Source organism: Methylobacterium sp. Leaf94, assembly GCF_001426045.1.
Classification (GTDB): Bacteria; Pseudomonadota; Alphaproteobacteria; order Rhizobiales; family Beijerinckiaceae; genus Methylobacterium.
Genome location: NZ_LMRM01000007.1, coordinates 38214 through 60370, shown reverse-complemented (window position 1 = coordinate 60370; position 22157 = coordinate 38214). Strand labels below are relative to the sequence as shown.

Annotated in this window: 32 protein-coding genes; 19 read left to right on the top strand and 13 right to left on the bottom strand. The window is 70.0% G+C overall.

Features of this window, described 5'->3' with window-relative positions:
- Window positions 1-25: 25 nt before the first annotated feature.
- The 3 genes from ASG63_RS05825 to ASG63_RS05815 are packed head-to-tail and all read right to left on the bottom strand — an operon-like array spanning window position 26 to window position 3660.
- Window positions 26-1030 (bottom strand): aliphatic sulfonate ABC transporter substrate-binding protein, encoded by a 1005-nt coding sequence (locus ASG63_RS05825; RefSeq protein WP_082513854.1) that lies wholly within the window; start codon window positions 1028-1030, stop codon window positions 26-28.
- A gap of 35 nt (window positions 1031-1065) precedes the next feature.
- The gene (locus tag ASG63_RS05820; protein WP_056213011.1) at window positions 1066-2430 is read right to left on the bottom strand and encodes an LLM class flavin-dependent oxidoreductase; all 1365 of its coding nucleotides are present in this window, start codon (window positions 2428-2430) and stop codon (window positions 1066-1068) included.
- Window positions 2431-2442: 12 nt separating this feature from the next.
- Window positions 2443-3660 carry an acyl-CoA dehydrogenase family protein gene (locus ASG63_RS05815; protein ID WP_056213009.1) on the bottom strand — a complete coding sequence of 406 codons (1218 nt, stop codon included), beginning with the start codon at window positions 3658-3660 and terminating at the stop codon, window positions 2443-2445.
- A 264-nt stretch (window positions 3661-3924) separates the two neighbouring features.
- On the opposite strand from ASG63_RS05815, the gene ASG63_RS05810 reads away from it, so the two are divergent.
- Window positions 3925-5322, top strand: a complete 1398-nt coding sequence (locus ASG63_RS05810; protein WP_056213007.1) for an LLM class flavin-dependent oxidoreductase — start codon at window positions 3925-3927, stop codon at window positions 5320-5322.
- 539 nt (window positions 5323-5861) lie between these two features.
- Here the strand turns inward: ASG63_RS05810 and ASG63_RS05805 are convergent.
- A complete protein-coding gene (locus ASG63_RS05805) occupies window positions 5862-7832 on the bottom strand; it encodes a hypothetical protein (protein WP_156394083.1) in 1971 nt (656 codons plus the stop codon).
- A gap of 1018 nt (window positions 7833-8850) precedes the next feature.
- Here ASG63_RS05805 and ASG63_RS25010 point away from each other — a divergent pair.
- On the top strand, window positions 8851-9006 hold the full coding sequence (locus ASG63_RS25010; RefSeq protein ID WP_156394082.1) for a hypothetical protein: 156 nt from the start codon (window positions 8851-8853) through the stop codon (window positions 9004-9006).
- A gap of 197 nt (window positions 9007-9203) precedes the next feature.
- Here the strand turns inward: ASG63_RS25010 and ASG63_RS05795 are convergent, their stop codons facing one another.
- Window positions 9204-9467 carry a helix-turn-helix transcriptional regulator gene (locus ASG63_RS05795; RefSeq protein WP_156394081.1) on the bottom strand — a complete coding sequence of 88 codons (264 nt, stop codon included), beginning with the start codon at window positions 9465-9467 and terminating at the stop codon, window positions 9204-9206.
- A gap of 194 nt (window positions 9468-9661) precedes the next feature.
- On the opposite strand from ASG63_RS05795, the gene ASG63_RS05790 reads away from it, so the two are divergent.
- Together ASG63_RS05790 and ASG63_RS05785 are read left to right on the top strand one after the other, a co-directional pair.
- The gene (locus tag ASG63_RS05790; protein WP_056212998.1) at window positions 9662-10288 is read left to right on the top strand and encodes a hypothetical protein; all 627 of its coding nucleotides are present in this window, start codon (window positions 9662-9664) and stop codon (window positions 10286-10288) included.
- On the top strand, window positions 10288-11271 hold the full coding sequence (locus ASG63_RS05785; protein WP_056212996.1) for a phage regulatory protein/antirepressor Ant: 984 nt from the start codon (window positions 10288-10290) through the stop codon (window positions 11269-11271). The genes ASG63_RS05790 and ASG63_RS05785 overlap by 1 nt, the downstream gene beginning before the upstream one ends.
- A 244-nt stretch (window positions 11272-11515) precedes the next feature.
- On the opposite strand, the gene ASG63_RS05780 is transcribed toward ASG63_RS05785, so the two are convergent.
- From ASG63_RS05780 to ASG63_RS05755, 7 genes are all read right to left on the bottom strand, one after another.
- Window positions 11516-11836 carry a hypothetical protein gene (locus ASG63_RS05780; protein ID WP_056212994.1) on the bottom strand — a complete coding sequence of 107 codons (321 nt, stop codon included), beginning with the start codon at window positions 11834-11836 and terminating at the stop codon, window positions 11516-11518.
- A gap of 1 nt (window position 11837) precedes the next feature.
- A complete protein-coding gene (locus ASG63_RS05775) occupies window positions 11838-12629 on the bottom strand; it encodes a metallophosphoesterase (RefSeq protein WP_056212992.1) in 792 nt (263 codons plus the stop codon).
- Window positions 12592-12969, bottom strand: a complete 378-nt coding sequence (locus ASG63_RS27000) for a hypothetical protein (protein WP_082559192.1) — start codon at window positions 12967-12969, stop codon at window positions 12592-12594. The genes ASG63_RS05775 and ASG63_RS27000 overlap by 38 nt, the downstream gene beginning before the upstream one ends.
- Window positions 12950-13549, bottom strand: coding sequence for a hypothetical protein (locus tag ASG63_RS05770; protein ID WP_056212990.1), 600 nt, complete (start codon window positions 13547-13549; stop codon window positions 12950-12952). Before ASG63_RS05770 ends, ASG63_RS27000 begins: the two co-directional genes overlap by 20 nt.
- 51 nt (window positions 13550-13600) lie before the next feature.
- Window positions 13601-13867, bottom strand: coding sequence for a hypothetical protein (locus ASG63_RS05765; RefSeq protein ID WP_056212988.1), 267 nt, complete (start codon window positions 13865-13867; stop codon window positions 13601-13603).
- Window positions 13868-13892: 25 nt separating this feature from the next.
- A complete protein-coding gene (locus tag ASG63_RS05760; RefSeq protein ID WP_056212986.1) occupies window positions 13893-15569 on the bottom strand; it encodes an AAA family ATPase in 1677 nt (558 codons plus the stop codon).
- Between the two features lie 187 nt (window positions 15570-15756).
- The gene (locus ASG63_RS05755; RefSeq protein WP_056212984.1) at window positions 15757-16050 is read right to left on the bottom strand and encodes a helix-turn-helix domain-containing protein; all 294 of its coding nucleotides are present in this window, start codon (window positions 16048-16050) and stop codon (window positions 15757-15759) included.
- Between the two features lie 136 nt (window positions 16051-16186).
- On the opposite strand from ASG63_RS05755, the gene ASG63_RS05750 reads away from it, so the two are divergent.
- From ASG63_RS05750 to ASG63_RS05695, 14 genes are all read left to right on the top strand, one after another.
- Window positions 16187-16795, top strand: a complete 609-nt coding sequence (locus ASG63_RS05750) for a hypothetical protein (RefSeq protein WP_056212982.1) — start codon at window positions 16187-16189, stop codon at window positions 16793-16795.
- Window positions 16792-17013, top strand: coding sequence for a hypothetical protein (locus ASG63_RS05745; RefSeq protein WP_056212980.1), 222 nt, complete (start codon window positions 16792-16794; stop codon window positions 17011-17013). The genes ASG63_RS05750 and ASG63_RS05745 overlap by 4 nt, the downstream gene beginning before the upstream one ends.
- Entirely contained in the window at window positions 17010-17342 is a 333-nt protein-coding gene (locus tag ASG63_RS25905; protein WP_056212978.1) for a hypothetical protein, read from the top strand. Before ASG63_RS05745 ends, ASG63_RS25905 begins: the two co-directional genes overlap by 4 nt.
- Window positions 17342-17512, top strand: a complete 171-nt coding sequence (locus ASG63_RS25000; RefSeq protein ID WP_156394079.1) for a hypothetical protein — start codon at window positions 17342-17344, stop codon at window positions 17510-17512. Before ASG63_RS25905 ends, ASG63_RS25000 begins: the two co-directional genes overlap by 1 nt.
- Complete coding sequence (locus ASG63_RS05735) at window positions 17509-17718, top strand: hypothetical protein (RefSeq protein ID WP_056212976.1); 210 nt, start codon at window positions 17509-17511, stop codon at window positions 17716-17718. The genes ASG63_RS25000 and ASG63_RS05735 overlap by 4 nt, the downstream gene beginning before the upstream one ends.
- Before the next feature lie 11 nt (window positions 17719-17729).
- Window positions 17730-18230 (top strand): hypothetical protein, encoded by a 501-nt coding sequence (locus ASG63_RS05730; RefSeq protein ID WP_156394078.1) that lies wholly within the window; start codon window positions 17730-17732, stop codon window positions 18228-18230.
- A 3-nt stretch (window positions 18231-18233) separates the two neighbouring features.
- Window positions 18234-18425 carry a hypothetical protein gene (locus ASG63_RS05725; RefSeq protein ID WP_056212972.1) on the top strand — a complete coding sequence of 64 codons (192 nt, stop codon included), beginning with the start codon at window positions 18234-18236 and terminating at the stop codon, window positions 18423-18425.
- Window position 18426: 1 nt separating this feature from the next.
- Window positions 18427-18774 carry a hypothetical protein gene (locus ASG63_RS05720; protein WP_056212970.1) on the top strand — a complete coding sequence of 116 codons (348 nt, stop codon included), beginning with the start codon at window positions 18427-18429 and terminating at the stop codon, window positions 18772-18774.
- Entirely contained in the window at window positions 18771-19205 is a 435-nt protein-coding gene (locus tag ASG63_RS05715) for a hypothetical protein (RefSeq protein ID WP_056212968.1), read from the top strand. Before ASG63_RS05720 ends, ASG63_RS05715 begins: the two co-directional genes overlap by 4 nt.
- The gene (locus ASG63_RS05710) at window positions 19202-19903 is read left to right on the top strand and encodes a phage terminase large subunit family protein (RefSeq protein ID WP_056212966.1); all 702 of its coding nucleotides are present in this window, start codon (window positions 19202-19204) and stop codon (window positions 19901-19903) included. The genes ASG63_RS05715 and ASG63_RS05710 overlap by 4 nt, the downstream gene beginning before the upstream one ends.
- The gene (locus ASG63_RS05705) at window positions 19900-20157 is read left to right on the top strand and encodes a hypothetical protein (RefSeq protein WP_056212964.1); all 258 of its coding nucleotides are present in this window, start codon (window positions 19900-19902) and stop codon (window positions 20155-20157) included. Before ASG63_RS05710 ends, ASG63_RS05705 begins: the two co-directional genes overlap by 4 nt.
- Window positions 20154-20363: a hypothetical protein gene (locus ASG63_RS24995; RefSeq protein WP_156394077.1), complete on the top strand. Its 210-nt coding sequence runs from the start codon at window positions 20154-20156 to the stop codon at window positions 20361-20363. Before ASG63_RS05705 ends, ASG63_RS24995 begins: the two co-directional genes overlap by 4 nt.
- Entirely contained in the window at window positions 20360-20551 is a 192-nt protein-coding gene (locus ASG63_RS05700) for a hypothetical protein (protein WP_056212961.1), read from the top strand. The genes ASG63_RS24995 and ASG63_RS05700 overlap by 4 nt, the downstream gene beginning before the upstream one ends.
- A 329-nt stretch (window positions 20552-20880) precedes the next feature.
- Window positions 20881-21057, top strand: coding sequence for a hypothetical protein (locus ASG63_RS05695; RefSeq protein WP_244479820.1), 177 nt, complete (start codon window positions 20881-20883; stop codon window positions 21055-21057).
- On the opposite strand, the gene ASG63_RS05690 is transcribed toward ASG63_RS05695, so the two are convergent.
- Complete coding sequence (locus ASG63_RS05690) at window positions 21054-21368, bottom strand: hypothetical protein (protein ID WP_056212957.1); 315 nt, start codon at window positions 21366-21368, stop codon at window positions 21054-21056. The genes ASG63_RS05695 and ASG63_RS05690 overlap by 4 nt on opposite strands.
- Before the next feature lie 185 nt (window positions 21369-21553).
- Between ASG63_RS05690 and ASG63_RS05685 the strand changes: the two genes are divergently transcribed.
- Window positions 21554-22090, top strand: coding sequence for a hypothetical protein (locus tag ASG63_RS05685; RefSeq protein ID WP_156394076.1), 537 nt, complete (start codon window positions 21554-21556; stop codon window positions 22088-22090).
- Window positions 22091-22157 lie beyond the last annotated feature (67 nt).

Genomic DNA, 22157 nt, shown 5'->3' with positions numbered 1-22157 from the left:
AGGAGCGGGGACGCGGTTCCCGCGCTCACCGCTCGGATCCGGCGGTGAAGCGGGGATCGATGAGCCCATCGACGGCGGCGGCCACGTTGGTCTCCGCCGGGATCACGCCGGCCTGCTGCAATGCGAGGCCCGCCGCCCGGATGCTCTCGGCCTGGACCCGGCCGATCTCGGGCCGGCTCAGGTCGGTGCGGGCGAGCTGGCGGGCGATCACGGCCTCGGGCAGCTTGGTCGCGGCCACCAGGGCGCGCGTCACGGCCTCCGGGTTGGCGATCGCGTAGGTGCGCGCCTGCTCGTAGGCAGCGATGACGATCTTCACGAGGTCCGGATGGGCCTTGGCGAAATCCTCGCGCACGTCGAGGACGCCCCAGGTGTTGGCGGCCGGGTCCCGGAAGAACAGACGGGTGCTGCCCTCGATCTCCGAGGCCGCCATCATCGGGTCGAGGCCGGCCCAGGCGTCGACGTCGCCGCGCTCCAGGGCGGTGCGGCCGTCGGCGTGCTGGAGCAGGACGAGCTTGGCGTCCTTCTCGGTGAGCCCGGCGCCCTGCAGGGCGCGGATGAGGAAGATGTGCGGATCGGTGCCCCGCGTCACCGCGATCCGCTTGCCCTTGAGGTCCGCGGGCGTCCGGATGCCGCTGTCCTTCGTGGTTACCAGGGCGGTCCATTCGGGCTGCGAGTAGGCGTAGATCGCCTTGACCGGGTTGCCGTTGATGCGCGCCAGCAGGGCGGCCGCCCCGGCCGAGGAGCCGAAGTCGATGGCCCCGCCGTTCAGGAATTCGAGCGCCTTGTTCGAGCCGAGCGACTGCGTCCAGCGCACGGCGATGCCGCGCGCCTTCAGGGCGGATTCGAGGAAGCCCTTGTCCTTCAGGACGAGGCTGACCGGGTTGTAGGTCGCCCAGTCGAGGCGAACCTCCGTCACCTCGGCGGCCTCGCTTCGGCGGGCCGCGCCCAGTGGCAGGAGGGCCGCGCAGGCGAGGGCGAGGAGGGTGCGGCGGGTGTGCGAGGCGTGGCGGCGCCGCTGGCGGATCGTCATGGGCTCAGGGTCCTGGTGCGGGGAGGAGGACGGAATCACGGGGCGGCCGGCACCCGGATCGCGGCGGCGGGGTGGCGATGGGGCGGGCGCGGCAATCCGAGGTTTTCGCGCAGGGTGCGGCCCTCGTAGTCCGTGCGGAACAGGCCGCGGCGCTGGAGCTCGGGGATCACCAGGGTGGCGAAATCGTCAAGGCCGCCGGGTAGGGTCGGCGGCATGATGTTGAAGCCGTCCGCGCCGTGAGCCTCGAAACGCTCCTGCAGCGCGTCGGCGATCTGGCCCGGGGTGCCGACCAGGGTCCAGTGCCCGCGAGCGCCGGCGATGCGCAGGTAGAGCTCGCGGATGGTCAGCCCCTCGCGCCGCGCCAGCGTCAGCATCAGGGCCTGCCGGCTCTTGCCGCCCTCGGTCTCGGGCAGGTCGGGCACCAGGGCGTCGTCCGGATAGGCCGACAGGTCGGCGCCGGCGAGCTGTTCGAGCAGCGAGCGGCCGACCACGGGGTGGATCAGGTCCTGCAATGCCCCGTAGCGGTCCTGGGCCTCGCCCTCCGTGCGCCCGACGACCGGGAAGGCGCCGGGCATGATCTTGAGATGGTTGGGGTCGCGCGCGAAGCCGGCCATGCGGCCCTTCACGTCGGCGTAGAAGGCGGTCGCGTCTGCCAGGGTCTCTTGCGCGGTGAAGACGATCTCGGCGGTGCGGGCGGCCAGTGCCTTGCCGGCCTCGGAGGAGCCGGCCTGCACCACGACCGGGTGGCCCTGCGGAGGGCGTGGCACGTTGAGGGGCCCGCGCACCGAGAAGTGCGCGCCCTCGTGGGCCAGGAGGTGCAGTCGGTCCGGGTCGAAGAACCGACCCGAGTCCCGGTCGCGCACGAAGGCGTCGTCCGCGTAGGAATCCCACAGGCCGCGGACCACGTCGACGAATTCCTCCGCCCGGGCGTAGCGGTGGCCATGGGCGAGGTGGCTCTCGCGGCTGAAGTTCCAGGCTTCCCGCGGATCGGCCGAGGTCACGAGGTTCCAGCCGGCCCGGCCCTCGCTGAGGTGGTCGAGGGAGGCGAACTTGCGGGCGACGTGGAACGGCTCATTGTAGGTGGTGGAGGCCGTGGCCACGAGGCCGATCCGCTCGGTCACCGCCGCGAGGTGGGAGAGTAGGGTCAGGGGCTCGAACTGCCCGACGTAGCGGATCGCCGTCCGGCTGAGGGCGTCGATGTCCTCGCCCCGGACGGCGACGCCGTCGGCGAGGAAGATCAGGTCGAACTTCGCCGCCTCCGCCGTCCTGGCGATCCGCCGGTAATGCGCGGCGTTGACCCCGGCATCGGCCTGGGCGGACGGGTGCCGCCAGGCCGCGACGTGGTGCCCGCCGGGATACAGGAAGGCGCCGAGGCGCATGCGGTCGGAGCGGGCCGGCATCGCGGGCTGACCTCAGGCCGAACCGACGCGGTACTCGCGCGGCGGCGCGGTGCCGTTGACCGCGAAGGCCCCGACGATGCGGTCACGGTAGATCCGCGGATTGTGCGAGGCGATGGTGCGGGCGTTGCGCCAGTAGCGGTCGAGGCCCAGGCCCTCCTTCACCGCCGAGGCGCCGAGCGCGTCGAACAGGCCGGTGGTGGCCTCCAGCACGAGGTTCGTCACTACCGTGACCGCCTGGTTGACCTCGACGTCGGCGAGCGCGGCCGGGCCCGTCGGATCGGCCCCGTCGCGGCGGGCCTCGAACACCCGCTGCACCGCCTCGGCCGCCTTCAGCACGATGGCGCCGGCCGCGTAGGCGTTGCCCCGGACGCGGCCGACGACCGCCTGGATCTGCGGGTCGTCGCCGGTGCGCCCGGCATTGCCGTGGCTGTAGACACGCCGTCGCTCGGCCACCAGCCGGGCGACGTCCTCGGCCGCCGCCCGGCCGATGCCGGCAAGAGTCGCGAGGTGCACGAGCTGGAAGAACGCCATGGCGTAGGGGAAGCGCGCCGGGTCCGGCTTGATCCAATCGGCCTCGACCACCACCCCGGTGAAATGCGCGGTGCCGCTCGCCGTCAGCGCCTGCCCGAACCCGTCCCAGTCGTCCTCGATGGAAACGCCCGGGGCCTGGGTCGAGACCGCCGCGACCACGGGCGCGCCGTCCTCGTCCTGGGCCGAGAGGTGGATCCAGTCTGCGAAGAGCGAGCCGGTCGTATAGAACTTCCGGCCGTCGACGACCCGCTCGGCCCCGCGCCGGCGGAGGATGGTGTCGAACTGGCCGACCTTGGCCTCCCCGGTCTCCGAGACGCCGCTGCCGATGGTCTGGCCCGCGGCGATCCGCGCGGTCCAGCGCGCCCGCCATTCGGGCGAGGTCGAGCACAGCACGTCCTCGGTGAACCCGAAATGCGCACGCAACGCGTTGGTGACGTTGGAATCCCCCTGCGAGAGCTCGATCAGTAGGTTGAACAGTTCGGGCAGGCTCGCCCCGTGCCCGCCCGCCGCTTCCGGTAGCCGAAGGGTGGTGAAGCCCGCCTCCTTGAGCCAGCCGATCTCGGCATGCGGCAACCGGCGTTCGCCGTCCCGGGCCACGGCGGTCGCACGGATCTCGGCGAAGGCCGGTCGGAAGCGTGCGGCGAGGTCCTCGTAGCGAGCGCTCGGGCCGGCACCCCAGCCCGCATCCGTTTGCGACATGATCCTGCAATCCCGTCCTGAGCCGCGTCCGAACCAACGGACCAGACGCGGCGGCAGCCGTTGGAATCCGGGATTATCGCTTAAAACTCAAGTCTTCATGCCGATAATACCGTGATATCATACCAGTTTGGGACGCATATCTCTTCGATCATCTATGAATGAACGATCCTGCTCCTGCAAAGGCCTTGAGAAAAAGAACGTTCTTGTTGACCGGATGGACGGGACCAATACCCTGACCTTCCCACCCTGCGGACGGATCCTCCGATGACGACGCGCCGAGAATTGCGGCTGAACGCCTTCCAGATGGCCTCGCCGGGCCATACCTGGGCCGGCCTGTGGCGGCATCCGCGCGACACCGGCAGCGCCTATAACAGCCTCGACTATTGGGTCGATCTGGCGCGCACCGCCGAGCGCGGCCTCTTCGACGGAATTTTCCTCGCCGACGTGCTCGGGCAATACGACGTCTACGGCGGCAGCGCCGACACGGCCCTGGCGCGGGCCGCGCAGGCGCCCAATCTCGATCCGTTCCTGCTGGTGCCCGCCATGGCGCAGGCGACGCGCCATCTTGGTTTCGGCGTCACCGCCAACCTGACCTACGAGCACCCCTATCCCTTCGTCCGCCGGATCACGACCCTCGACCACCTCACCGGCGGCCGGGTCGGCTGGAACATCGTCACCGGCTATCTCGAGAGCGGCGCCCGCGGCATGGGCCAGGACACGGCCCGGGCGCACGACACCCGCTACGAGGCGGGGGACGACTTTCTGGAGGCCGCCTACAAGCTGTGGGAGGGCAGCTGGGAGGCGGGCGCCGTGCGGCGCGACCGGGCCGGCGGCGTCTTCACCGATCCGGAACGGGTCCACCGCATCCGGCACGACGGTCCTTACTACCGCGTCGACGGCCGCCACCTCGCCGAGCCCTCGCCCCAGCGCACGCCGGTGCTCTACCAGGCGGGCACCTCCCGGCGGGGCAAGCTCTTCGCGGGGCGCCACGCCGAGGCCGTGTTCTTCAACGGCCAGACGAAGCCGCTCGCCGCCAAGGCCGTGCGCGACCTGCGCGAGGCGGCCCGCGCCGCCGGGCGTGACCCTTACGACATCCGCATGTTCCTCGGCGCCACGGTGATCGTGGCGCCGACCCGCGCCGAGGCCCTGTCCTTACGCGACGAGTATGCGCGCTACATCGACGTCGAGGGCCAGCTCGCCCTGGTCTCGGGCTGGACCGGCATCGACCTCTCGACCCTTGGGCCCGAAGAGGGCCTCGCCTATGTCCAGACGAACGCCATGCAGTCCCTGGTGGAGACCCTGACGCAGGCCGGGGAGCGGCCCTTCACCCGGGCGGACTTCGCCGCGTTCGGCCCGCGCGGGGCCCGGGCGCCCTTCATCGTCGGCGCGCCCTCGGAAGTCGCCGACGAACTCGTCGCCTGGGCCGAGGCCACTGACGCCGACGGCTTCAACCTGACCCGCGCGGTAGCGCCGGAAACCCTGGAAGCTTTCGTCGACCTCGTCGTGCCGGAACTCCAGACGCGTGGCGCCTTCAAGACTCAGTATTCGGAGGGCACACTGCGCGAGAAGCTTTTCCCTGGCAGCGGTCCACTCCTGAAGGCAAGCCATCCCGGAGCGGTCTTCCGCCGCGGGACGCCGGAGGCCTTGCTGGCCGCGTCATGAAAAGAGCGGAGGCTTGCGGCTCGCTGCGAGCCAACTCGCGGTGACTTCGAAGCAAGCGTCCGCTTTCTCAATTCGCGCCCCCCAAAGCTGACAGGCCGATAACCACCCAGACCGGCCGTTCCCGGGTGTTCGGTAAGCGATTGCTCCACGCACACGCGGGACTCACACTTCGGGGGCAGCTGGGGGAAGGGGGCGTCCCGTAAGACCCGTCCGGCATTTCTTCCGATGGTGGCGGCCAAACATACACGTCCCGGCATGACGATGATCCTGATCGGCTACGCCCGCTGGTCGAAAGATCGACACCAAAGGGACGCGGGCTACCATGGGCGCCTGTGTCAGGCGACTGGGCGGAAAGGGAGCGGAAAGCCTGGCGAGGTCAGGCTCGGGCTCGGGCTCGGGCGTGCACCCGCCAACACATGCCCCTGGAACGACGAAGGCCGCCCCGGATCTCTCCTGGGACGGCCCTGTGGATGTGGTGAGCACCCTACGCCGGAAGCGCAACGAGAAGGTAGCGTGACCCCCGGATACCCACAAGGGCGTCAGCCCCCCTGCGACGCCCGCCAGTAGCTGTTCTCCCAACGCTCATCCCCTGTCACCCGACGGACCGGCATGGGCACCGTGCGACGGTCCTGGGAGGCCACGGGACGGGCGGCGGCGGGACGGCGACGGGAGGTCGAGGGACGGGCGGCGACGGGCTGGGAGAGGCTGGCGTCGAGGTCGGAGCGGGCTGCCTCCGCAAGGGCCCTGTCGGCCTCGCTCGGCGTGCAGCCGGTGTCGAGGTCCCAGTACACGTCCCGGTGCCGGTAGAGCCCCTCAGCCTCGGCGACGGTCCAGCACCAGGTCCCGGTGGCGGCCTCGACGGTGGCGTGGTGGCGGGTCCAGCGGCGGACGGTGACGGTGCCGACGGGGGCCGAGGGGAGCACGGGGGCGGCAGCGGGTGCCGGGGCAGGCGCAGGGCCCTCGCGCAGGCCTTCGGACCACATATAGCGTGACGACTTCCGAACCACCTTTGCGGACCGATCTTCCGTGGCGTCAGCCCGGGACACGGAACCCGTTGGCGTGGAATCGAGAAGAGCCTTGGCCTCGCGCATCGCTTCGAGGAGAGAGGTCCTGCCACGACCCACGATGGTCGCGATGGCCTTCAGGGTCATCCCCTCGTCCTGCATCTGCAGCGCCGCGATGCCGTCCCAGACCTTCTGGGCCGCGATGTCGGCTAGGGTCTCGGATCCCTGGCGCAGGCGCTTGTCGGCCTGACGCTCTGCGTCCGTGCGCGGGATGGCGCCGCCCGGGACGAGCTGGCGCAGGCCGGCGGCATCCGCCTCCTCCACCATGATGTCCATCAGGTCGACCATCTTCTCCGCGCTGTAGTTGAAGAGCGCGCTCCAGTCCTTGGTCCCCCAGGTGTCCCGCTCACCCGCCGCGTTCCGCTGCTGACGCCGTCCGAGGCTCTGGAGGCACTCGCGCGCCTCCCCCTCGCTCAGGCCCGCAAGATCGGCGAACTGTGTGGCCCAGTCGGCCGGGCAGCCGCCGTGGACGTGGGCATGGGCGTTGGCCGTCAGGAAGAGCCACGTGCGCCTTTTCCCCTGCTCGATGCCGCCGCGGTGCGCCCGGAGGCGGAGAAGGTCGGCGAGCACCGTAGGCCAGTAGCCGGCCGGGACGCGACGCACCTTGCGGGCCCCGTTGTCGTTGGCGGGCTGCTCAGCCTTGGCGGCCGCACGGGCCTCGCGCAGGGCAAGGATCGCGGCGCGGGAGCGGGGCAGGATCGCGTCGGCGAGGGCGTGGAGGGAGTACCGCTGAACGTCCTGGAACTGGCTGGGGAACAGGAGGCGGGCCATCCGCCCGCTGCGGGCGTTCACGCTCCCGACCAGCCGCACGACGCGGGCGGCGTCCCGGACGGACCTATCGAGGCCGCAGTCCCGGAAGATCCTCCACAGCGGCGCCATGCGGTCGTCGAAGGCTGCGAGAACCTCGTCGTCCTTGTGGCGACGGGACCTGACGGGATTACCGGCCGCGTCGAGCTGGGGGCCATGCAGGGCATCGTAGATCGCGCGCACGCGCGCCCACGCGGATGCTTTTGCTCCGTCCCCGATCCAGGACATCTGGACGCCTCGGCCGGAGGCGACGTCGATCGAAGGCCGCGGGATGCCGGAGGCGACCATCGCCTCGACGAGCATGTCCGCGACCTCTTCGGCCGGTAGGTGGGCGTACGGAAGGCCGTCGTAGAAGTAGTCGAAGTCGACGGCGATCGAGGCGACGGACTTGAGATTCGAACCTGCCCGGCTGCGGCCCCAGAACCGGTTGAGCGAGACGAAGGTAGTCTCGGCGGCAACGGCGGCATGGCACTCGGCGAGGTCGCCGACGACGCCCTCGAACCGGGTCTCCCCGTCGCGCTCGACCTTCGATCCCACGAAGGGACGCCCGACGCTGCCGTGCGGATGCAGGGCAGCGAGATGCGCGCGCCGCAGGGCGGCACGCGAGGCAGGGCTGGGAAGGGAGGATGGATTGAACAAGCGGGGCTTCCGGCGCTGCGCGGGCACCACCCCGCGCACACGAGAGCTACCCCTCGGGCATGCCTAATCCTAACGACCCGATGTCCCTGATCCGGGACATTTCAGCCTCGCCCGGACACCCTCGAAACACACCGATCGCGTTTAGCCCCATGTCCTCCCATGGCGACTCATGAGCCCATTCGAGACGTATCCCTGGCCGGACATGGAGCCCACATGGGCCGTGGTGGCCTAGGATCGATTTGATGGGATCGAGGCCCTGGCAGGATCCCCCGAAACTCTATCGGTTGGCTCACAGTGTCGCAGGGTGTCGCACCCTTCGAGGCTGTCACCCCTGTGCGTGAACGTCGCTGTATGCGTCAGCCACACGACTTCATGGCGCTCGTATAGGAGTGCGATGGGGCGCATGGGACGCCTCATGGGACTGTCATGGCAGAGCGTTGCCGTGGCGGAATACCGGAAGGATTGGCGATCCCGACCTGACGTGTGCCATCGCGTTGCACCCTGGGAACAGGCCGGACTGCGGCCTTCTCGGCCGCACTGGCCGTCTCTGACGTCCGCAGCGCCTACCGCGCCGGGCGCCACATCTTCGTCGCGGGTCGGGTTTTCGAGATGTCGCGGGTCGGGTTTTCGAGATAATGAGGGCGGCCCCGCTGGCCCCCTTCCCAGGAGCTTCGCCCCGTGAACTTGCTGTACGCAGCAGGCCAGGCGTTCGTCGCCGCGATCTAGCGCTGGAAGGGCGTCATCGCCTCCGTCTCAGCAGCCCTCGCCGCAGGCCTCGGCATCGTCGGCGGTATCGTGAAACAGCGTCGGGTGGCGGACGCCACGTCCCCCGACACCCTGCCGATCGCGCCTCCGCGTGGCGTCATGCGCTTGTCCGACGCCGATCGGGAGCTCGTCAGCGAGCTGCGGGAGTCGGCCGCGAGCCTCACCCCGGGCAGTCCGGCATCTGTCCGGCGTGATGGTGGACAGGCCGTGAACGCCCATTCTCCCCGGGCCTCGATCCCCCTCGGGGCGCGCGATGAGCAAGCCTGACGTCTCCTACGTGCTGACCCTCGCCAACCTCCTGCGGGCCGGGATCCTCGTTGACCCCGTCCCGGCCTACACCCCGCCGGCGCGGCCGCAGGACATGCCGGTCGCGCGGCGCCGGCTCTGGGGGCGCCTCCATGTCAGGTGAACGCGCACGACCGATTCGCCCGGATCATGAAGAGGATTGGGCGTCGAAGCTGCGTCCGAAGCCCACACAGGCCCGGGTCCTGACCACGCTCGCCTCGGGCGGCCACGAGGCCGTCCTCGAACGATGGGGCGGCCGACACGTCAGTGCGCTCCTCCGCGCAGCCGAGCGCGGGCCTAAGAGCGTGAAGAGGTCTCGCCCTACTTCTCGGGCAGAGGGTCAAGCTCAGGTGCGACCTTAGCCGTGTAGGATACGGTCTGGACCGTGTAGTCCTCCGTCCCACCGAATACGACACCGATGCCAGTATAGAAGCCCATGACGGAATGGAGCGCCGCTAGCGTGCTCTTCCTATTCTCGACGGCGACCATAGTGCGCTGAGAGAGACCTACGCGCCTCGCGATCTCATCTTGCTTGATACCCACGAGCGTGCGGGCGGCCTTTAACATCATCGGGGACGGATACACGGGGGGCGCTCCTAGATTCGCTGGAACCCCAGTTTTCCCTAGAGGCCGGCGAAACGCAATGATCGCGTCAGGCCTTGCATGTTTTCTGGGGGACGATGGTAGAATCGGAGCACGCGGAATCCACGGCGCATAAAAATGGCCCCGGAAGCGCTGAAGACGCCGCCGAGGCCTGGTCGATCACAGGAAGCACCCCCATGACCGAGCCGTGCACCAAGTCTAACACCACCACCGTCTCGGACGGTAGCCTCGCCGACCACCTCGCCCAGGGAATTTCGGACTGCTACGCCCGGTTCGAGGAGGCGCAGATCTACGAGATCGCGGTCGCCATGAGCGTCACCGATCCCTACGCCGCGCGCTCCCTGCTAAATCAGCGGCCGGAGGAGCCCGCGTTCCCGCTGCTGCTCAACGGCGTCCTGGCCACGATCCAGCTGCGCATCGAGGCCGCCGCCGCCGCGCGTGACCGCCTCCTCCTCATGCAGGGCCCCGACCGGCCGGGCGGCGACAATGACAAGCAGCGCGAGCTCCAGTTCCGCCGGGATCCGGGCGCGTACCTGCCCGGCGCCATTGCCAGCATCCGCAAGCTGACCGCGTCCGCCTTCTGGCACGTCTCGATCGATGGCCGGCTCGTCCCGTGCTGCTACGTCTCCCGGGCGCACCTCGTCGGCGACATCCACGACATGGTCGTCCTCCTCGACGAGGAGCCCTACTACAAGGAGGGCGTCGTGATCGGGTCCCCCGAGACCGAGGAAGCCATCGCCGGCCTGCTGCCCGCGAACGTGCGCTTCGTGGCCGTCCCCCTCGCCACCGGCGGGAGGGCCTGATGAACGCCGTCACCCCGATCGTTGCCGCGCACGACGCGCCGGCCCCCTTCGTCACCGTCATCAACGGCCGCCTGTTCACAGACTCCCGCAACGTGGCGTCCATGTTCGGCAAGCGCCATGACAACGTCATGCGCGACATCAGGGGTCTCCTCAGTTTTGAGGAGACCCCCTCGCCGAGGGAGATGTTCGTCGAATCGACCTACGTGGATCCCCAGAACGGGCGGGTCTACGACTGCTACCTGATGGACCGGGACGGCTTCGCGCTCCTCGCCATGGCTTTCACTGGGCCTAGGGCCCTGCGCTGGAAGCTCGCCTACTCGGCGGCCTTCAACTCGATGGAGCGCCAACTCCGGGAGCGGGCCCCGGCGCCTGTCGTGCTGCCCGAGATCCTGCGGGACCCGGCCACGATCATCGCCCTGATCGAACACCAGGCGCGCGAGACCCTGGCAGCGCGGGCCGAGGCGGAGGCCGAGCGCGTGGCCCATGGCGAGACCCACGCGCACTGGGAGGACGAGGTCCGCCTGCGCCGGATCGAGAGCGCCCGCGCGGAATCGAACGGGCGGGCGCTGGTGGTCGTGACGGAACAAGTGAGGGAGCTCGCGCCCCTCGCAGAGGGCTATCGGCGGGTCCTCGATGCGAACGGCGCGATCTGCGTCACGGACGCCGCGAACGTGCTCGGCGTGCCGCGGGGCCGCCTCTACGCCTTCATGCGGGACAAGGGGACCGAGGATGCTCCCCGGGAGCCCTGGCTCTACGTCCGGCCGGGGCAGGAGCAGGAGCACGCCTACCGGTCCCGGATCCACCGGGACGAGCTCCGGCACCGCCTCGTCCACCTTGAGCGGTCGGGGGGCAAGCTGGAGATCAAGCCGCAGCCGCTCGTAACGATGAAGGGCATCGACCGCCTCCGCGTCGAATATCCGCTCTGGGCCGCCGAGCAGGAGCGCAAGGCGGAGCTCCAGGCGCGCCTCCCCGGCGTCGCCTAACACCCCTCACACTGTGAGTACCCCTAGGGGCCCGGTCACCCGGGCCCCTTTTTCGTGCCCGAAACCTGACGCACCGAAACGCACCCGAAACCCGCTTCGGTATCATTGAAGCGTGTAAGTCGCTCGCGCGCCAGGGTGAGCCCTTCTCCCTAACAGGCTAAGACGCTCTTCAAGCTTGCCTTTGAGGCTCTTGGCGTTGGGTTGCCTAACCCCTTGACCGCGCAGGGTGCGAAATTGCGCCGGCCTACGGGCACGGCCCCCCGGCCGGCCTGCGCCGGAATCGGACGCCGTCGTGCAGCAGAACGCCCGACGGCAGGAGGACGAGCTCGGCCTCGTAGGGGACCGCCGTCCCCCCGTTGCCGTAGCACTGGCGGGACGTCACGCGGCCGCCCGAGATCCGGGCGCCGTGGCACTCCATCAGATCGATGCCGACCTCGCCGGGCCCGGGCCCGATGACGACCGCGGGGACGTCGGCCCCCTCAGGGCAGTAGAGGCCGGACGGGGGCTGGAAGGCCTCCGCCGCGGCCGGGCCGGCGAGCAGGGCGATGAGGACGAGCGCACGCATCTCAGATCTCCAGGACGAGGGCGGGGTCGAACAGGGCGTTCTCGCCCCGGCGCCCGCGCGGGTTCGCGAGCACCCGCGTCCCGCCGACGACGTAGTCAGCGGACCGGTGGATGTGCCCGTGGATCCAGAGAGGCGGCGCCGTCGGCCCTTCGAGGATCCGCGAAAGGTTCGAGGCGTACGCCGCGTCGATCGCCTGCAGCGGCCCCTGCCGCCCGAGCGACACGGGGTGTGGGGCATGGTGCGTGATGACGACGGTCGGGCCCGCGTGCGGCTCGGCTAGGGCGCGCTCGATCCGACCGAGCTGGGCGACGTGCGCGGCCGCGGCCATCGGAGGCCGGAACGCGTTCGTCCCGCCCGACGGGAGCCGCGTCCGGATCTGCCGATGATCCCGCATTCCGCCGACGCGGTCCCCGCACGTGGACTGCGCCAACACGCGGAACGGTTCGCCGAGGAGCTCATAGTCCGTCCAGAGCGTGGCCCCGACGAACCGCACGCCCTCGATGTCGAGGGTCTCCCCGACGGCGAGGATGTGGATCCCGTGCGCGGCCGCAGCCTCGCGGCCCCGGTCGAGCTCGCTCTGCCACCTCGCGCCGTAGAAATCGTGATTCCCGGGGACGTAGATGACGTGCCGCACGAAGGGCGAGACGCACGCCGCAAGCCAGGGGATCGCGCGCTTCGTCAGGCCATCGGCCACGTCGCCGGCGATGACGGCCACGTCACACGGCGGGACCGTCGGCCCCTCCCAGCAGTCGGCGTCATCGTGGATATCCGACACGATCCAGGCTCTCAGCATCCCAACCTCCCTCAATCCACGCGGACCCGTCCGCCTCGAACCACACCGCCGCTGCCCGCGTGACGCACAGCCCATTCGTCCTGAATCCGGGACACTCGATCCGGTACCGGAGTCTCGTTGCCGAGGGCGGCCGCGCCCCCTTGGCCACCTTGCCGGACGCCCACGCGTGGACGTCCCGGGCCCCCGTCCGCAGGCAGCGCTGGCGCCCCGCCTCCGACGCTCGGAGGACGACGTCAGCGAGGACGATCGCCGGCACGTGGCCGACGACCCGGCCGCCGACGCGCACGGACCAGGCGCCCCGCGTGAGGTTGCGGTAGACGTCAGACCTTCCCGGCGGCATGGGCGTCGCAGTAGGTCTTCGCCCACCCGCCCTTGCGGATCCGCCCAGGGGCGCCGCAGGTCTCGCAGACGTAGGCGGACAGATGCTCTACGCAGTCAACTATAGTCGAGACCTCGTTGCGCATCGCCTTCCTAGGCTTGCCTTCGATCGAGTAATACCAGCGGGCCTGCGCAAACTTTTCCTTCGTCTGCTCGGTCCGGAATCCCGTCGCGCCGGCGTCGGCGATGAGGCTCGCGCCCGCTTCCCATAGCCAGCGCCACCCGCCGCCTGAGTACGGCCCGCCGTCATCGAATGTCTTCGGGAAGCGCGCCCGCAAACCGGCATCCCAGTCGTCCGGGACGACGGCGCGGCCGGTCTGCCAGCGCAGGGCGAGGACGCGCGCCAGCACCCGGAGGACGTCCTGCGCGGGGGGCGGCGCCACGGTCCGGCCGTCATCCTGCCGGGGCAGCGGGGAGCCGCCCGTCCATCCGACGAGGGGGCCGTGCCGGCTGGGGCTGACGCCCGTGGGAACAACGTCGACGTGGCCCGGATGGCGGCACACGGCATCGTCGGCGATCGTGCGGAACTCGTCGAGCAACATGGGTAGGTCTCCTGGGATGCGGGGTGGGCAGAGGGGGGCCGCGGGCCGATTTCACGCGCGGACCTCGCGGGGCTCGCGGCGGTCGTCGGGGTTGGCGGGCAGCGCCTCGGCAAGGGCGAGAAGGCCCTGGCAGAGGTGGCGGGCCTCCGACGGCGGGAAGGCCCCGCGGGCGTAGGCACGGCTCGCCAGGCGGAGGACGGACAGGCCGGTGACGGCGAGTTCGTCGCGTAGGTCGCCCTGCTCGTGGCGGGCTCGCATCTGGGCGATCGCCGCCTCCAGGACGATGAGCGGGGCGCGGCTCGGGTGTGCGTTCGACATGGGGAGGTCTCCTTCGTGTGGGGTGTCAGTGGCGACGGGCGAGGGATTCGCGGCCGTCGAGCAAGGTCGTCACGGCGCGGCGGAGCGGGCGCAGGCTGCCCCCCTTCCACACGCGCGCCAGCAGATGCAGCTCGTCGCCGTCGAGGTCGGGGATCCACCCGGCGTCGAGACCACGCTCGTCCCGGAGCTCGGCGACGATGTTGACCGCCGCGACGGGGAGGTCCTCGGCCCGGGGCAGGCCGACGTGGATGACGCGGAGGCGGTCCAGCAGCGGGCCCTGGATCCCGGAGAGCGTGTTAGCCGTCGCGAGGTACTGGACGGACGACAGGTTGGCTTCCGTCTCCAGGTAGACCTCGTGGAAGGCCCTCGATCCCGCCGGCTCCAGCAGGGCGATGAGGCTGTCCGTGAGACGGCCGTTGTCGGACCTCGTGCCCGCCTTCTCGATCTCGTCCAGGACGATGACCGGGTTGGCGGTCTTGAGCCGCTGGATGGCCTGCAGCGGGACGCTCGCGCGCCCCGTCGCCCACTGGCGCGACGTCCCTCCGAACGCCGCGTCGGCGACGCCGGCCGCGTTGTAGAGGACGACCGGGATCCCGCAGGCCTCGCAGAAGGCCTGCAGGTAGCTGGTCTTCCCCGAGCCAGGCGGGCTCACCGCCAAGGTGTTCCTCAGCCTCGCGACGCCCCCATTGGCGAGGTCCCGCAGCAGGATTGCCGTGAGGTCCCGGAACCAGGGGAACCGCGCGTCGAGCGCCTTCCCGACGGCCACGACGTCGACGCCGTGGACGAGCGGGAGGGCCTCCCCCGCGAGGGAGTTGAACTCGCTCCGGGGCGTGGATCCCCGCGTCGATCGGGACGACCCTGAGCTCTCCGATCCTGGCAGGTGGTCGAGCGCCCCCTTCGCCAGGACGACGAGCGTCGGGGCGGCGCGCGCGGCCCGGTCCCGCCAGCCCCCGTCGCCAAGAGGCCAGTCGAGGGAGGCCAGCGCGGCGAGGTCGTCCGCTTGGCCGTCGACCCACTCCTTGGCGCTTGCGCCGGCGCCGCCGCGTAAGAGGTCCTCCTCGACCCCGATCTGGGCGTGCGCCGCCGCGATGATCGCGAGCGTCTCGGCGAACTTGGCCACGTGGTTGTCGTACGGCGCCAGGCTGCTCGCCTGGTCCTCGGACACGTACCCGGCTTCGTCGAGCTCTTCCGTGGCGTCGCTGCAGTATCGAAGCGCGTTCCGCAGGGCGAGCCACGCGCCGGCGTGGTGCCCGTTGGAGGCCGATGCCAGCGCCAGGCGCAGGCAGATCGAGCTGCAGCACGCCGCCGCCCTGGCGGACCCGAGGGCAGCCTGCGCGAACAGCAAGTCATCAGCCAGCAGCGCCGCTGCGTTCCGCCCTGCGTCGGACGTGCTCTCCGCGTTGGCGTGCCCGCGCAGCGCTGCCTCAGCCTTCTGCAGGGAGGCGATGCTGACGTCCCGCCGGGTCTGCCCAAGCTGCCGAACGAGGGCGGCCGGGAGCCGGGGCTCCTCACCGAGGAATCGGGAGAGCGCCAAGCCGGCGTCGACGCGGGCGTCGTACCGGACGTGCTCGCCGCCGTAGGCCTTTGCACGGGGGCCGATGGGAGCCTCGGGCTGGCGGGGGCCCGTCAGGGCGGTGGAGTCGAGGAGCGTGGCACGGGCGGCCTGGACGGCAGCGGCGCGCGCCTTCGTGTCGTCGGTCATGGGGATCTCGCTGGAACAGGTGCACGCGGGGGCGCGCCGAGCGGGTGGCTCAGGCGGCGGTGGCGGGCGTCCGTTTCGAGCGAGGGCAGGTCATCGACGTAATCTCCGGTGTGCCCCCTATGTGCATCAAACCATCTCTAGGGGCAAGCTTATTTACATGGGCGCGCGCCGATCAGCATGGCGGTGGTTAACCGCCGCCTAGCGCGGCCTTCAGAACTGGGTCCATCGCGGCCTCGTCGTCCTGAGCCATGAGGTCGTCGATAGACCCGCGACCGCTGTTGTAGCTGCTCAGCCGCAGGTCGAGCCCGAGGGCGTTCAAGCACCGCATGACGCGGTGCATCGACGGCTCGAATGAGTCCCCCCGCTCGAAACGGGACAGCCACTCCACAGACACCTCGGCCTTCGCGGCGAGCTGCCTCTGGGAGAGCCGGCGGTGGCGGCGTGCGATGGCGAGCTGGGCGCCCAATTCGAAGATGTCCATGCGCTGAGCCTACCGCAGGACCCAGCAAGGAACCTCCTCCGAATCAGCCCGCTGCGCGATTTCGTGCGCACCGTCCAGTGCGAATCGTAAAACCGTGGCAGAATCCAAACGGGACGGATTCGCAGGGGGAAATGGGATGTCGAAGGCGCCGGAATTTGTGGTGACGGGGGTGCACGTGCCCCAGGTCGATTTCTGGGCTCGGGTGCTCATCAACCCCGAGCGTCTGCAGCAGGTGAAGCATTCGATCCTGACCCTTGGTCAGGTCTACCTCCAGCCGGGAGAGGTCCTGGAGGTCGATACCCGCTCGAAGGAGGATATCGAACGGGCGATGACCGTGATGCATCCGCGCGCCGGCCGCTTGGTCGGTGCGTGCCTCGTCGCCTGGAACGAGATCAAGAGCGACGTTACGGTCTACGGCAGCAACTCCGATAGGATTGCGTCCGTCGCCGATTGCGTAGTCTCGGCTTTGTCCGGCCGGACCGGCCCGTTCAAGTGGGACCGCAAGAACCAGGCGATCCTGCTCCACTCAGATCACCTGGACTCGATCCGCGTCGGCAGCGTCCACGTCCATTTCGACCGCGCTGAGGACCCGGAGGTCGAGCCGGACGACGACAGCGTCGATCCGGATGACGAGGCCTACTGCGCATCGATGGCCCGCCAGTCCGAGCTCAAGGCGGCTCTGCAGGCTGAGCGGCTGAACGGCTTGAAGCTGCGCCGCTTTAAGCCGGCCCAGAGGTCGGCGTGACCGGCCCCGTCCCCGAGCACATCCGGGCCCGCCTCCACAAGCGGTTCCCCCATTCGCCGCTGTGGGCCCCGGCCCCGGCGCCGGCCCCCGCCCCTTGGGAGCTCATCCGCGCCGTGCTCGCGCAGGGACGCAAGGACGGCCTCGACGACCTGCAGCTGGCGGGGGGCGTCTACGCGGCGCTCGTGTCCCACGGCCTGCTCTCGGAGGGCCGAGCGTGAGCGACCTGTTCGGCCAATCACCCGAGCCGGCGAAGCCCAAGGGTACCCAGGCTAACGGGTACGCCTTCCCACCCGGCACCGGTCCCGAGGGCGAGACCTGCGGATCCTGCGGGCATCTCACCCGCATCCGGCTCGCCTCGACGTACAGCAAGTGCGGCCTCGCCCGGGCGCGGTGGACGGGTGGGAAGGCGACCGACGTCCTCCTGCGCTCGCCCGCCTGCCGCCGGTGGGAGGCCCGGGCCAAGGCTGGTGACCACCCGTTTCACGGTCCCCTCACTGCGACGAGACCGGGATCCCTCGACCATCCCTTCTACGGGCCTGCGGCCTGATGGACCTCACCCTCCTCGTCGCCGGCGTCTCGATCGCCCTGGTGCTCGCCGTCATCCTCGTCGTCGCCGTCCTCTCGCGCCTCGATCGCCCGCGGCCGCCGTCCGAGGTCACGCGGATCGTGGCGGCCGTCCAGCGCCGCAAGGCCGCCCGAGGGGAGGACTGCCCGTGAGTTGGGATCCATCGCCCATCAAGCTGACCTACGGCGACCTCGACCGCCCCTACGAGGAGAGCGCCGCCGAGTACCAGGCGCTCCAGGAGAAGCAGGCGCGGTTCTGGGCGCTGGAGCGGTGGCGGGCATTCCAGGCGACGCGTGCCGCCCCCGATGCGGAGAAGGCCCCGGCGGGCGAGCTGCCGGCGGTGGCGAGCTTCTGGTGATGGAGGGGACGATGGACATCAGCTTCGAGCAGCGCGAGGCGATCCGCTGCCTGTACGCGTACGGGTGCGAAGGGGCGATCGGACCGGGAGGCATGGTCGCCTCCTCGGGTGGTGGTGGCTCGGGCGTGGGCTTGCCCATCCTCGGGAAACCCGAGACGTGGCTGCGGCTCGTCTCGCTCGGCCTGGCCACGGGCAACGGGCCGCACCGGATCCGGCTTACCGCGCTGGGCGAGGAGGAGGCGAATAAGCCCGTGCCGGATACGCACCGCCGCACCACGGGCACCAGCCTCAAGGACATGCCCGTGCGGCTGGTCGTCCACGAGGAGGTCGACACGGTGGAGTGGCGGCCCAAGCGCGCCGTCCCCCTGCAGGACGACATCGACGCCGTGATGCTCGCCATCCGGGAGGCCGAGGCCACCACCGACCTCGACGACGGCGTTGGGCAGGGACACCTCCGGTCGCTCCGGGACTGCCTCGACGGCCTGCTGGCCGAACAGCGCAGGGGGGCCTGAGCCGTGGGGACCTACATCCTGATCATCACGCTTTTCACCGTCAGCACCGGCAACCCGACGTCTATCACGCCGGCGTTCCAGTCGATGGAACTCTGCGAGGCTGCGAAGGCCGCCTACGTGAAGGCGGCGGCCGACACTGGCGGCCTCCTGTCCGGCGGACCGACGCTCATCGCCGTGTGCGCGAGGACCTCCTGACATGACGACCATCTGGCACAAGGACAGGTACTGGCCGGGCGAGACGTCGCCCATCACGGGCGGTCCCCTGCCGGGCGCGATCCCGCCGGGCATCTACGCCGAGAGCATCAAGGACTGGGAGCGGATCCGGGCGAAGAGCTTCCGCCCCGGGCTGGACGTCATCCGCAAGGTCGGCGTCTCGAAGGTCCCGGGAATCGCGCCGGCCGGCCTGATGATGAACGTCGCCTCGGCCGAGCAACTCGCCTGGCTCAAGGCAAACGAGAAGGTCGAGATCCCGGCGCCGGTCCGGCCGGCCGTGCGGGTGCTGGCACCCGGGTCGCCGCTGTCGATCCTGGGGAGGCGGGCATGAAGATCGTTGGTTGGGCCGAGTTCAGCGCGATGCCCCCGGGCACCGTGTTCCAGATGACGAACGATAGAAGGCCGGACTGGAGCGACCTTCGGATCCTTCACGAGGTCTGGAAATATGAGGATGGCCGGGGTGATTTCGTCGAGGCATCCCTCATGCCTACCATCATCCATGACGCGCACATGATGACGGATGCGAACCAGGCCACCTTCACTCCAGAGCAGACCAGGTCCGGCATGTTCACGATGCACCCGGACCTACTCTGCAGGGACGGCATGATCGAGTTCGATCGCCAGTGGCTCATCTGGGAACGCGAGGACCTTGAGCGCCTCGCCGGCTGGCTGATCGATCCGATGAAGGGGCTCCAGGCGATCGGCTATCGGATCGGGGAGATCGCGCTTCCGATGCCAGAGACTTCGAGGGCCGCATCATGACCGAGACCGAGACCAAGATCGCGGCCGCGCGCGAAGCCGTTAACAAGGCGGCCGCGGTTCTCCTTGAGCATGCGGAGGGGCTGGGCCTGCTCGCGATGGTCGAGAGCAGGCGCGAGCCGCCGGACATCATGGACAGCTTCGTTGTCAGGAACGGCGAGACGGTCTTCCGGAACCTCGCGGCCGAGCAGGCCTGGTCGCAGGCGGCGCTAGCGGCTGCGCGGTTCGCCGGGCGCTTCGAGGAGTTCGAGCAGGCGCGCCGGGCGCCGACTGAGGCCGCCATGGCGATCCAGGATGCCATGCAGGAGACCTTCGGGCCCCGCCCCGGCCCGCCACCACCGCTCTCGATGATGCCTGTGCCGTTCCATGCCGGTGAGCGCCATGGGGTTACCGCGGCCGAGGTGCATCATCAGGCGTGGCGCTCCTACTTAGCGTCGAGCACGTCCACGTCCGCGTCGCCCTGGCAAAAGATCGCCGGCGAAGACGTCGACCCGATCCCGTGGACGGAGAAGTTCGAGCTCGGGGACTGCCACTTCCGGGCCGAGCGGACCCCGTACCTGCTCGACCTCATGAAGAGGCTGGGCGACGCGCCGGTGGAGCGGGTGGTGTTCCGGATGCCATCCCAAGTCGGGGGCACGGCACTCCTGATCGAGGAGGAGTTTTGGAAAGCGACGGCGCGTCTGAAGGGAGAGACACCATGATCGAGACGATGAAGCACCGGGCCACGGTCGCACAGGCCAAGGATACGTCGACCTTCTCCGAGGGCGGGATCCTCGGCATGCTGGAGCGCGCCAAGGGACAGGTCGAGGCGCTCGCCTATTTCGCGGCGCCCGAGCTCGGCGCCGATGCTGCCCTCGTCCGCGACCTGCTGACGATGACGATTGAGGGAGCGATCTCCCAGGTCCGGCAGGACGACGCCTTCATCGACGACCTAGTGAAGGCGAAGGCGGCATGACCGAGCAGCGCTGCAAGACCTGCGGACGCCCGCTGCCGCAAGCCGGCGACGGGCCCGCCGAACGTCAGGCATGCGGGCGCGATGCGTTGCCCGTGCCGCATGTCGCCCTGTGCTTCGCGACGGACAACAAGGGCGGCCACGTGGTCCGCTGGTCGTCCAGACCCGTGCAGACGTCCTGCAACGCTCCTCGGGATGAAGCGCCATGAGGCAGCGCACGATCGACGACCTCGCCGACGGGGCCGCCTGGACCGTCGAGAAGGTCATCGCCGAGAACCCGGCGGACACCCCGACGGAGCGGACGGCCCGACTCCAGAGGGAGCTCGCCCTGTGGATCTCGCACGCCGTGAAGCGCGAGGTCCGCAACGACCGGCGCCGCGTCGCGAGGAGGTCGTGAACGAGAAAGGCCCCGGGACGATGCCGGGGCCTTTCGAACCATCCTCGCGCGCGGGGGCGAGGGTACAGGCGGTGTAGCGCAGGATTTCAAGAACCTGGGGTCATCCTCGCGCAAGGGGCGAGGCAGGCAGTGCCTGTCAGCCACGGGTAGGACGGCCAGCCCGGAATGGAAAGCGAAGATCGTCGGCATGGTTAAGCCGGCTGGAGCGACGGTGCGCCACGCACCTAAATACCCTCGTCCAGGGATCGACTCCCGCGCGGATTTGTTCTCCATTCGTTCTCATGTGCGAATCGGTGGAGCGGATCTTGGACGACCTGGAGAGAGCCTACATGGACGCCTCGGACGGTGACGCGAGGGACGCCCTACGCAGGGCCCTCGGGGACGCGCTGACGGAGTTGGCGGAGCTCAGCGGGCAGGTCTCGCGCGGCTTCGTGCGGGCGCAGCGGCCGGCCGATCTGGCGAGGAAGCTGGGTCGCGAGCGCCGGGCCCGGGAGGCCTCGCGCTAGGCCGGCTCGGCCGGGGCGGTCCTCGCTGCCGCCCGCTTGACCAGGCTGGTCAGGGTATGGCTGACCGCAGAGCCGAACCAGGCGTTCCGGCTCCCGCAGGTGAGGCAGCCAATCAGCATCCCAACGCGCTGGATCTTGCTGTCGGACGTGTCCCGCCGCCCGAAGGAGCGCAGCAGGTCGTCGTTGTCCTCGTGCAGGAGGCGACCCTCGCAACGGGAGACGAGCACCGCGATCTCCTCGTCCGTGGCGAGGGGCAGCGCCTCCCGGAACAGGGGCTCGATGGTGGCGGCTTCAATGAGGGTATGACGCATGGGAAGGCTCCTGCGCGGGCACGGCGGCCGGCGCGATTGACGAGGAGCCCACTGGGGGGTGCGAGAGGCTGACCGGCCGGAGCCGGTCCCCTATGCAGGGAAGATGCGCCCCTGCCAGACGCCGCGCAAGGCCAAGGTCTGTGCGATTTTCGCACAGACGTGTCGGCCCCCTGGAGGCCCCCGGCTTGAGCGCAGGCGACGTGAGGTTAACCGCTGGCCGCCATGATGGCGGCATGCCCGAGCCCGTCGTCAAAATCTTCGAGCGCATGTCCGCCCATGACATCGCGCTCGTCTACACGCCGCTGCCCCTCCACGAGATCGCGGCGCACCCCCTCGTCCTCCGATCCAACCTGTCCAAGCTCGGGCGCCGGCGCGTCGCCGAAGAGGCCGCGGCTGCATGGGTGGTCACGTCCGAGGCATTCGAGGATCCGGACCGGCCGGCCGCCGTCGTCGTCTGGTTCAGGGAGTTCGTCTGGACGGACAAGAGCGACCCGAAGAAACCGGTCGAGCGCCGCTGGCCCTTCATCCAGCCGCGGGGCGCGGTGAACAAGACCGTCCCGACGCCGGGCGCGATCGTGTTCCGGGACGGGCGCTACGTCCTCCTCGACGAGAAGGACCCGCAGAAACTCGACGACACGGTGCTCCCGATCGTCACGTCGACGCCCACCGGGACGTCGCTGCCGCCGGAGGTCCGGGACAAGGACGACCTGAATCTGATTTAGCCCCATGACCCACGTCCTTGCTGCGGGACGCCCCGCTTCCTAGTGTCGGGCGGCACAAGCGGGGAAC

What these genes read in the sequence shown, in the direction of transcription:
- ASG63_RS05825 (WP_082513854.1), bottom strand. Translation starts at nt 1,030, where the DNA reads ATGACGATCCGCCAGCGGCGCCGCCACGCCTCGCACACCCGCCGCACC.
- ASG63_RS05820 (WP_056213011.1), bottom strand. Translation starts at nt 2,430, where the DNA reads ATGCCGGCCCGCTCCGACCGCATGCGCCTCGGCGCCTTCCTGTATCCC.
- ASG63_RS05815 (WP_056213009.1), bottom strand. Translation starts at nt 3,660, where the DNA reads ATGTCGCAAACGGATGCGGGCTGGGGTGCCGGCCCGAGCGCTCGCTAC.
- ASG63_RS05810 (WP_056213007.1), top strand. Translation starts at nt 3,925, where the DNA reads ATGACGACGCGCCGAGAATTGCGGCTGAACGCCTTCCAGATGGCCTCG.
- ASG63_RS25010 (WP_156394082.1), top strand. Translation starts at nt 8,851, where the DNA reads ATGAGCAAGCCTGACGTCTCCTACGTGCTGACCCTCGCCAACCTCCTG.
- ASG63_RS05790 (WP_056212998.1), top strand. Translation starts at nt 9,662, where the DNA reads ATGACCGAGCCGTGCACCAAGTCTAACACCACCACCGTCTCGGACGGT.
- ASG63_RS05785 (WP_056212996.1), top strand. Translation starts at nt 10,288, where the DNA reads ATGAACGCCGTCACCCCGATCGTTGCCGCGCACGACGCGCCGGCCCCC.
- ASG63_RS05780 (WP_056212994.1), bottom strand. Translation starts at nt 11,836, where the DNA reads ATGCGTGCGCTCGTCCTCATCGCCCTGCTCGCCGGCCCGGCCGCGGCG.
- ASG63_RS05775 (WP_056212992.1), bottom strand. Translation starts at nt 12,629, where the DNA reads ATGCTGAGAGCCTGGATCGTGTCGGATATCCACGATGACGCCGACTGC.
- ASG63_RS27000 (WP_082559192.1), bottom strand. Translation starts at nt 12,969, where the DNA reads ATGCCGCCGGGAAGGTCTGACGTCTACCGCAACCTCACGCGGGGCGCC.
- ASG63_RS05770 (WP_056212990.1), bottom strand. Translation starts at nt 13,549, where the DNA reads ATGTTGCTCGACGAGTTCCGCACGATCGCCGACGATGCCGTGTGCCGC.
- ASG63_RS05765 (WP_056212988.1), bottom strand. Translation starts at nt 13,867, where the DNA reads ATGTCGAACGCACACCCGAGCCGCGCCCCGCTCATCGTCCTGGAGGCG.
- ASG63_RS05760 (WP_056212986.1), bottom strand. Translation starts at nt 15,569, where the DNA reads ATGACCGACGACACGAAGGCGCGCGCCGCTGCCGTCCAGGCCGCCCGT.
- ASG63_RS05755 (WP_056212984.1), bottom strand. Translation starts at nt 16,050, where the DNA reads ATGGACATCTTCGAATTGGGCGCCCAGCTCGCCATCGCACGCCGCCAC.
- ASG63_RS05750 (WP_056212982.1), top strand. Translation starts at nt 16,187, where the DNA reads ATGTCGAAGGCGCCGGAATTTGTGGTGACGGGGGTGCACGTGCCCCAG.
- ASG63_RS25000 (WP_156394079.1), top strand. Translation starts at nt 17,342, where the DNA reads ATGGACCTCACCCTCCTCGTCGCCGGCGTCTCGATCGCCCTGGTGCTC.
- ASG63_RS05730 (WP_156394078.1), top strand. Translation starts at nt 17,730, where the DNA reads ATGGACATCAGCTTCGAGCAGCGCGAGGCGATCCGCTGCCTGTACGCG.
- ASG63_RS05720 (WP_056212970.1), top strand. Translation starts at nt 18,427, where the DNA reads ATGACGACCATCTGGCACAAGGACAGGTACTGGCCGGGCGAGACGTCG.
- ASG63_RS05715 (WP_056212968.1), top strand. Translation starts at nt 18,771, where the DNA reads ATGAAGATCGTTGGTTGGGCCGAGTTCAGCGCGATGCCCCCGGGCACC.
- ASG63_RS05710 (WP_056212966.1), top strand. Translation starts at nt 19,202, where the DNA reads ATGACCGAGACCGAGACCAAGATCGCGGCCGCGCGCGAAGCCGTTAAC.
- ASG63_RS05705 (WP_056212964.1), top strand. Translation starts at nt 19,900, where the DNA reads ATGATCGAGACGATGAAGCACCGGGCCACGGTCGCACAGGCCAAGGAT.
- ASG63_RS24995 (WP_156394077.1), top strand. Translation starts at nt 20,154, where the DNA reads ATGACCGAGCAGCGCTGCAAGACCTGCGGACGCCCGCTGCCGCAAGCC.
- ASG63_RS05700 (WP_056212961.1), top strand. Translation starts at nt 20,360, where the DNA reads ATGAGGCAGCGCACGATCGACGACCTCGCCGACGGGGCCGCCTGGACC.
- ASG63_RS05695 (WP_244479820.1), top strand. Translation starts at nt 20,881, where the DNA reads ATGGACGCCTCGGACGGTGACGCGAGGGACGCCCTACGCAGGGCCCTC.
- ASG63_RS05690 (WP_056212957.1), bottom strand. Translation starts at nt 21,368, where the DNA reads ATGCGTCATACCCTCATTGAAGCCGCCACCATCGAGCCCCTGTTCCGG.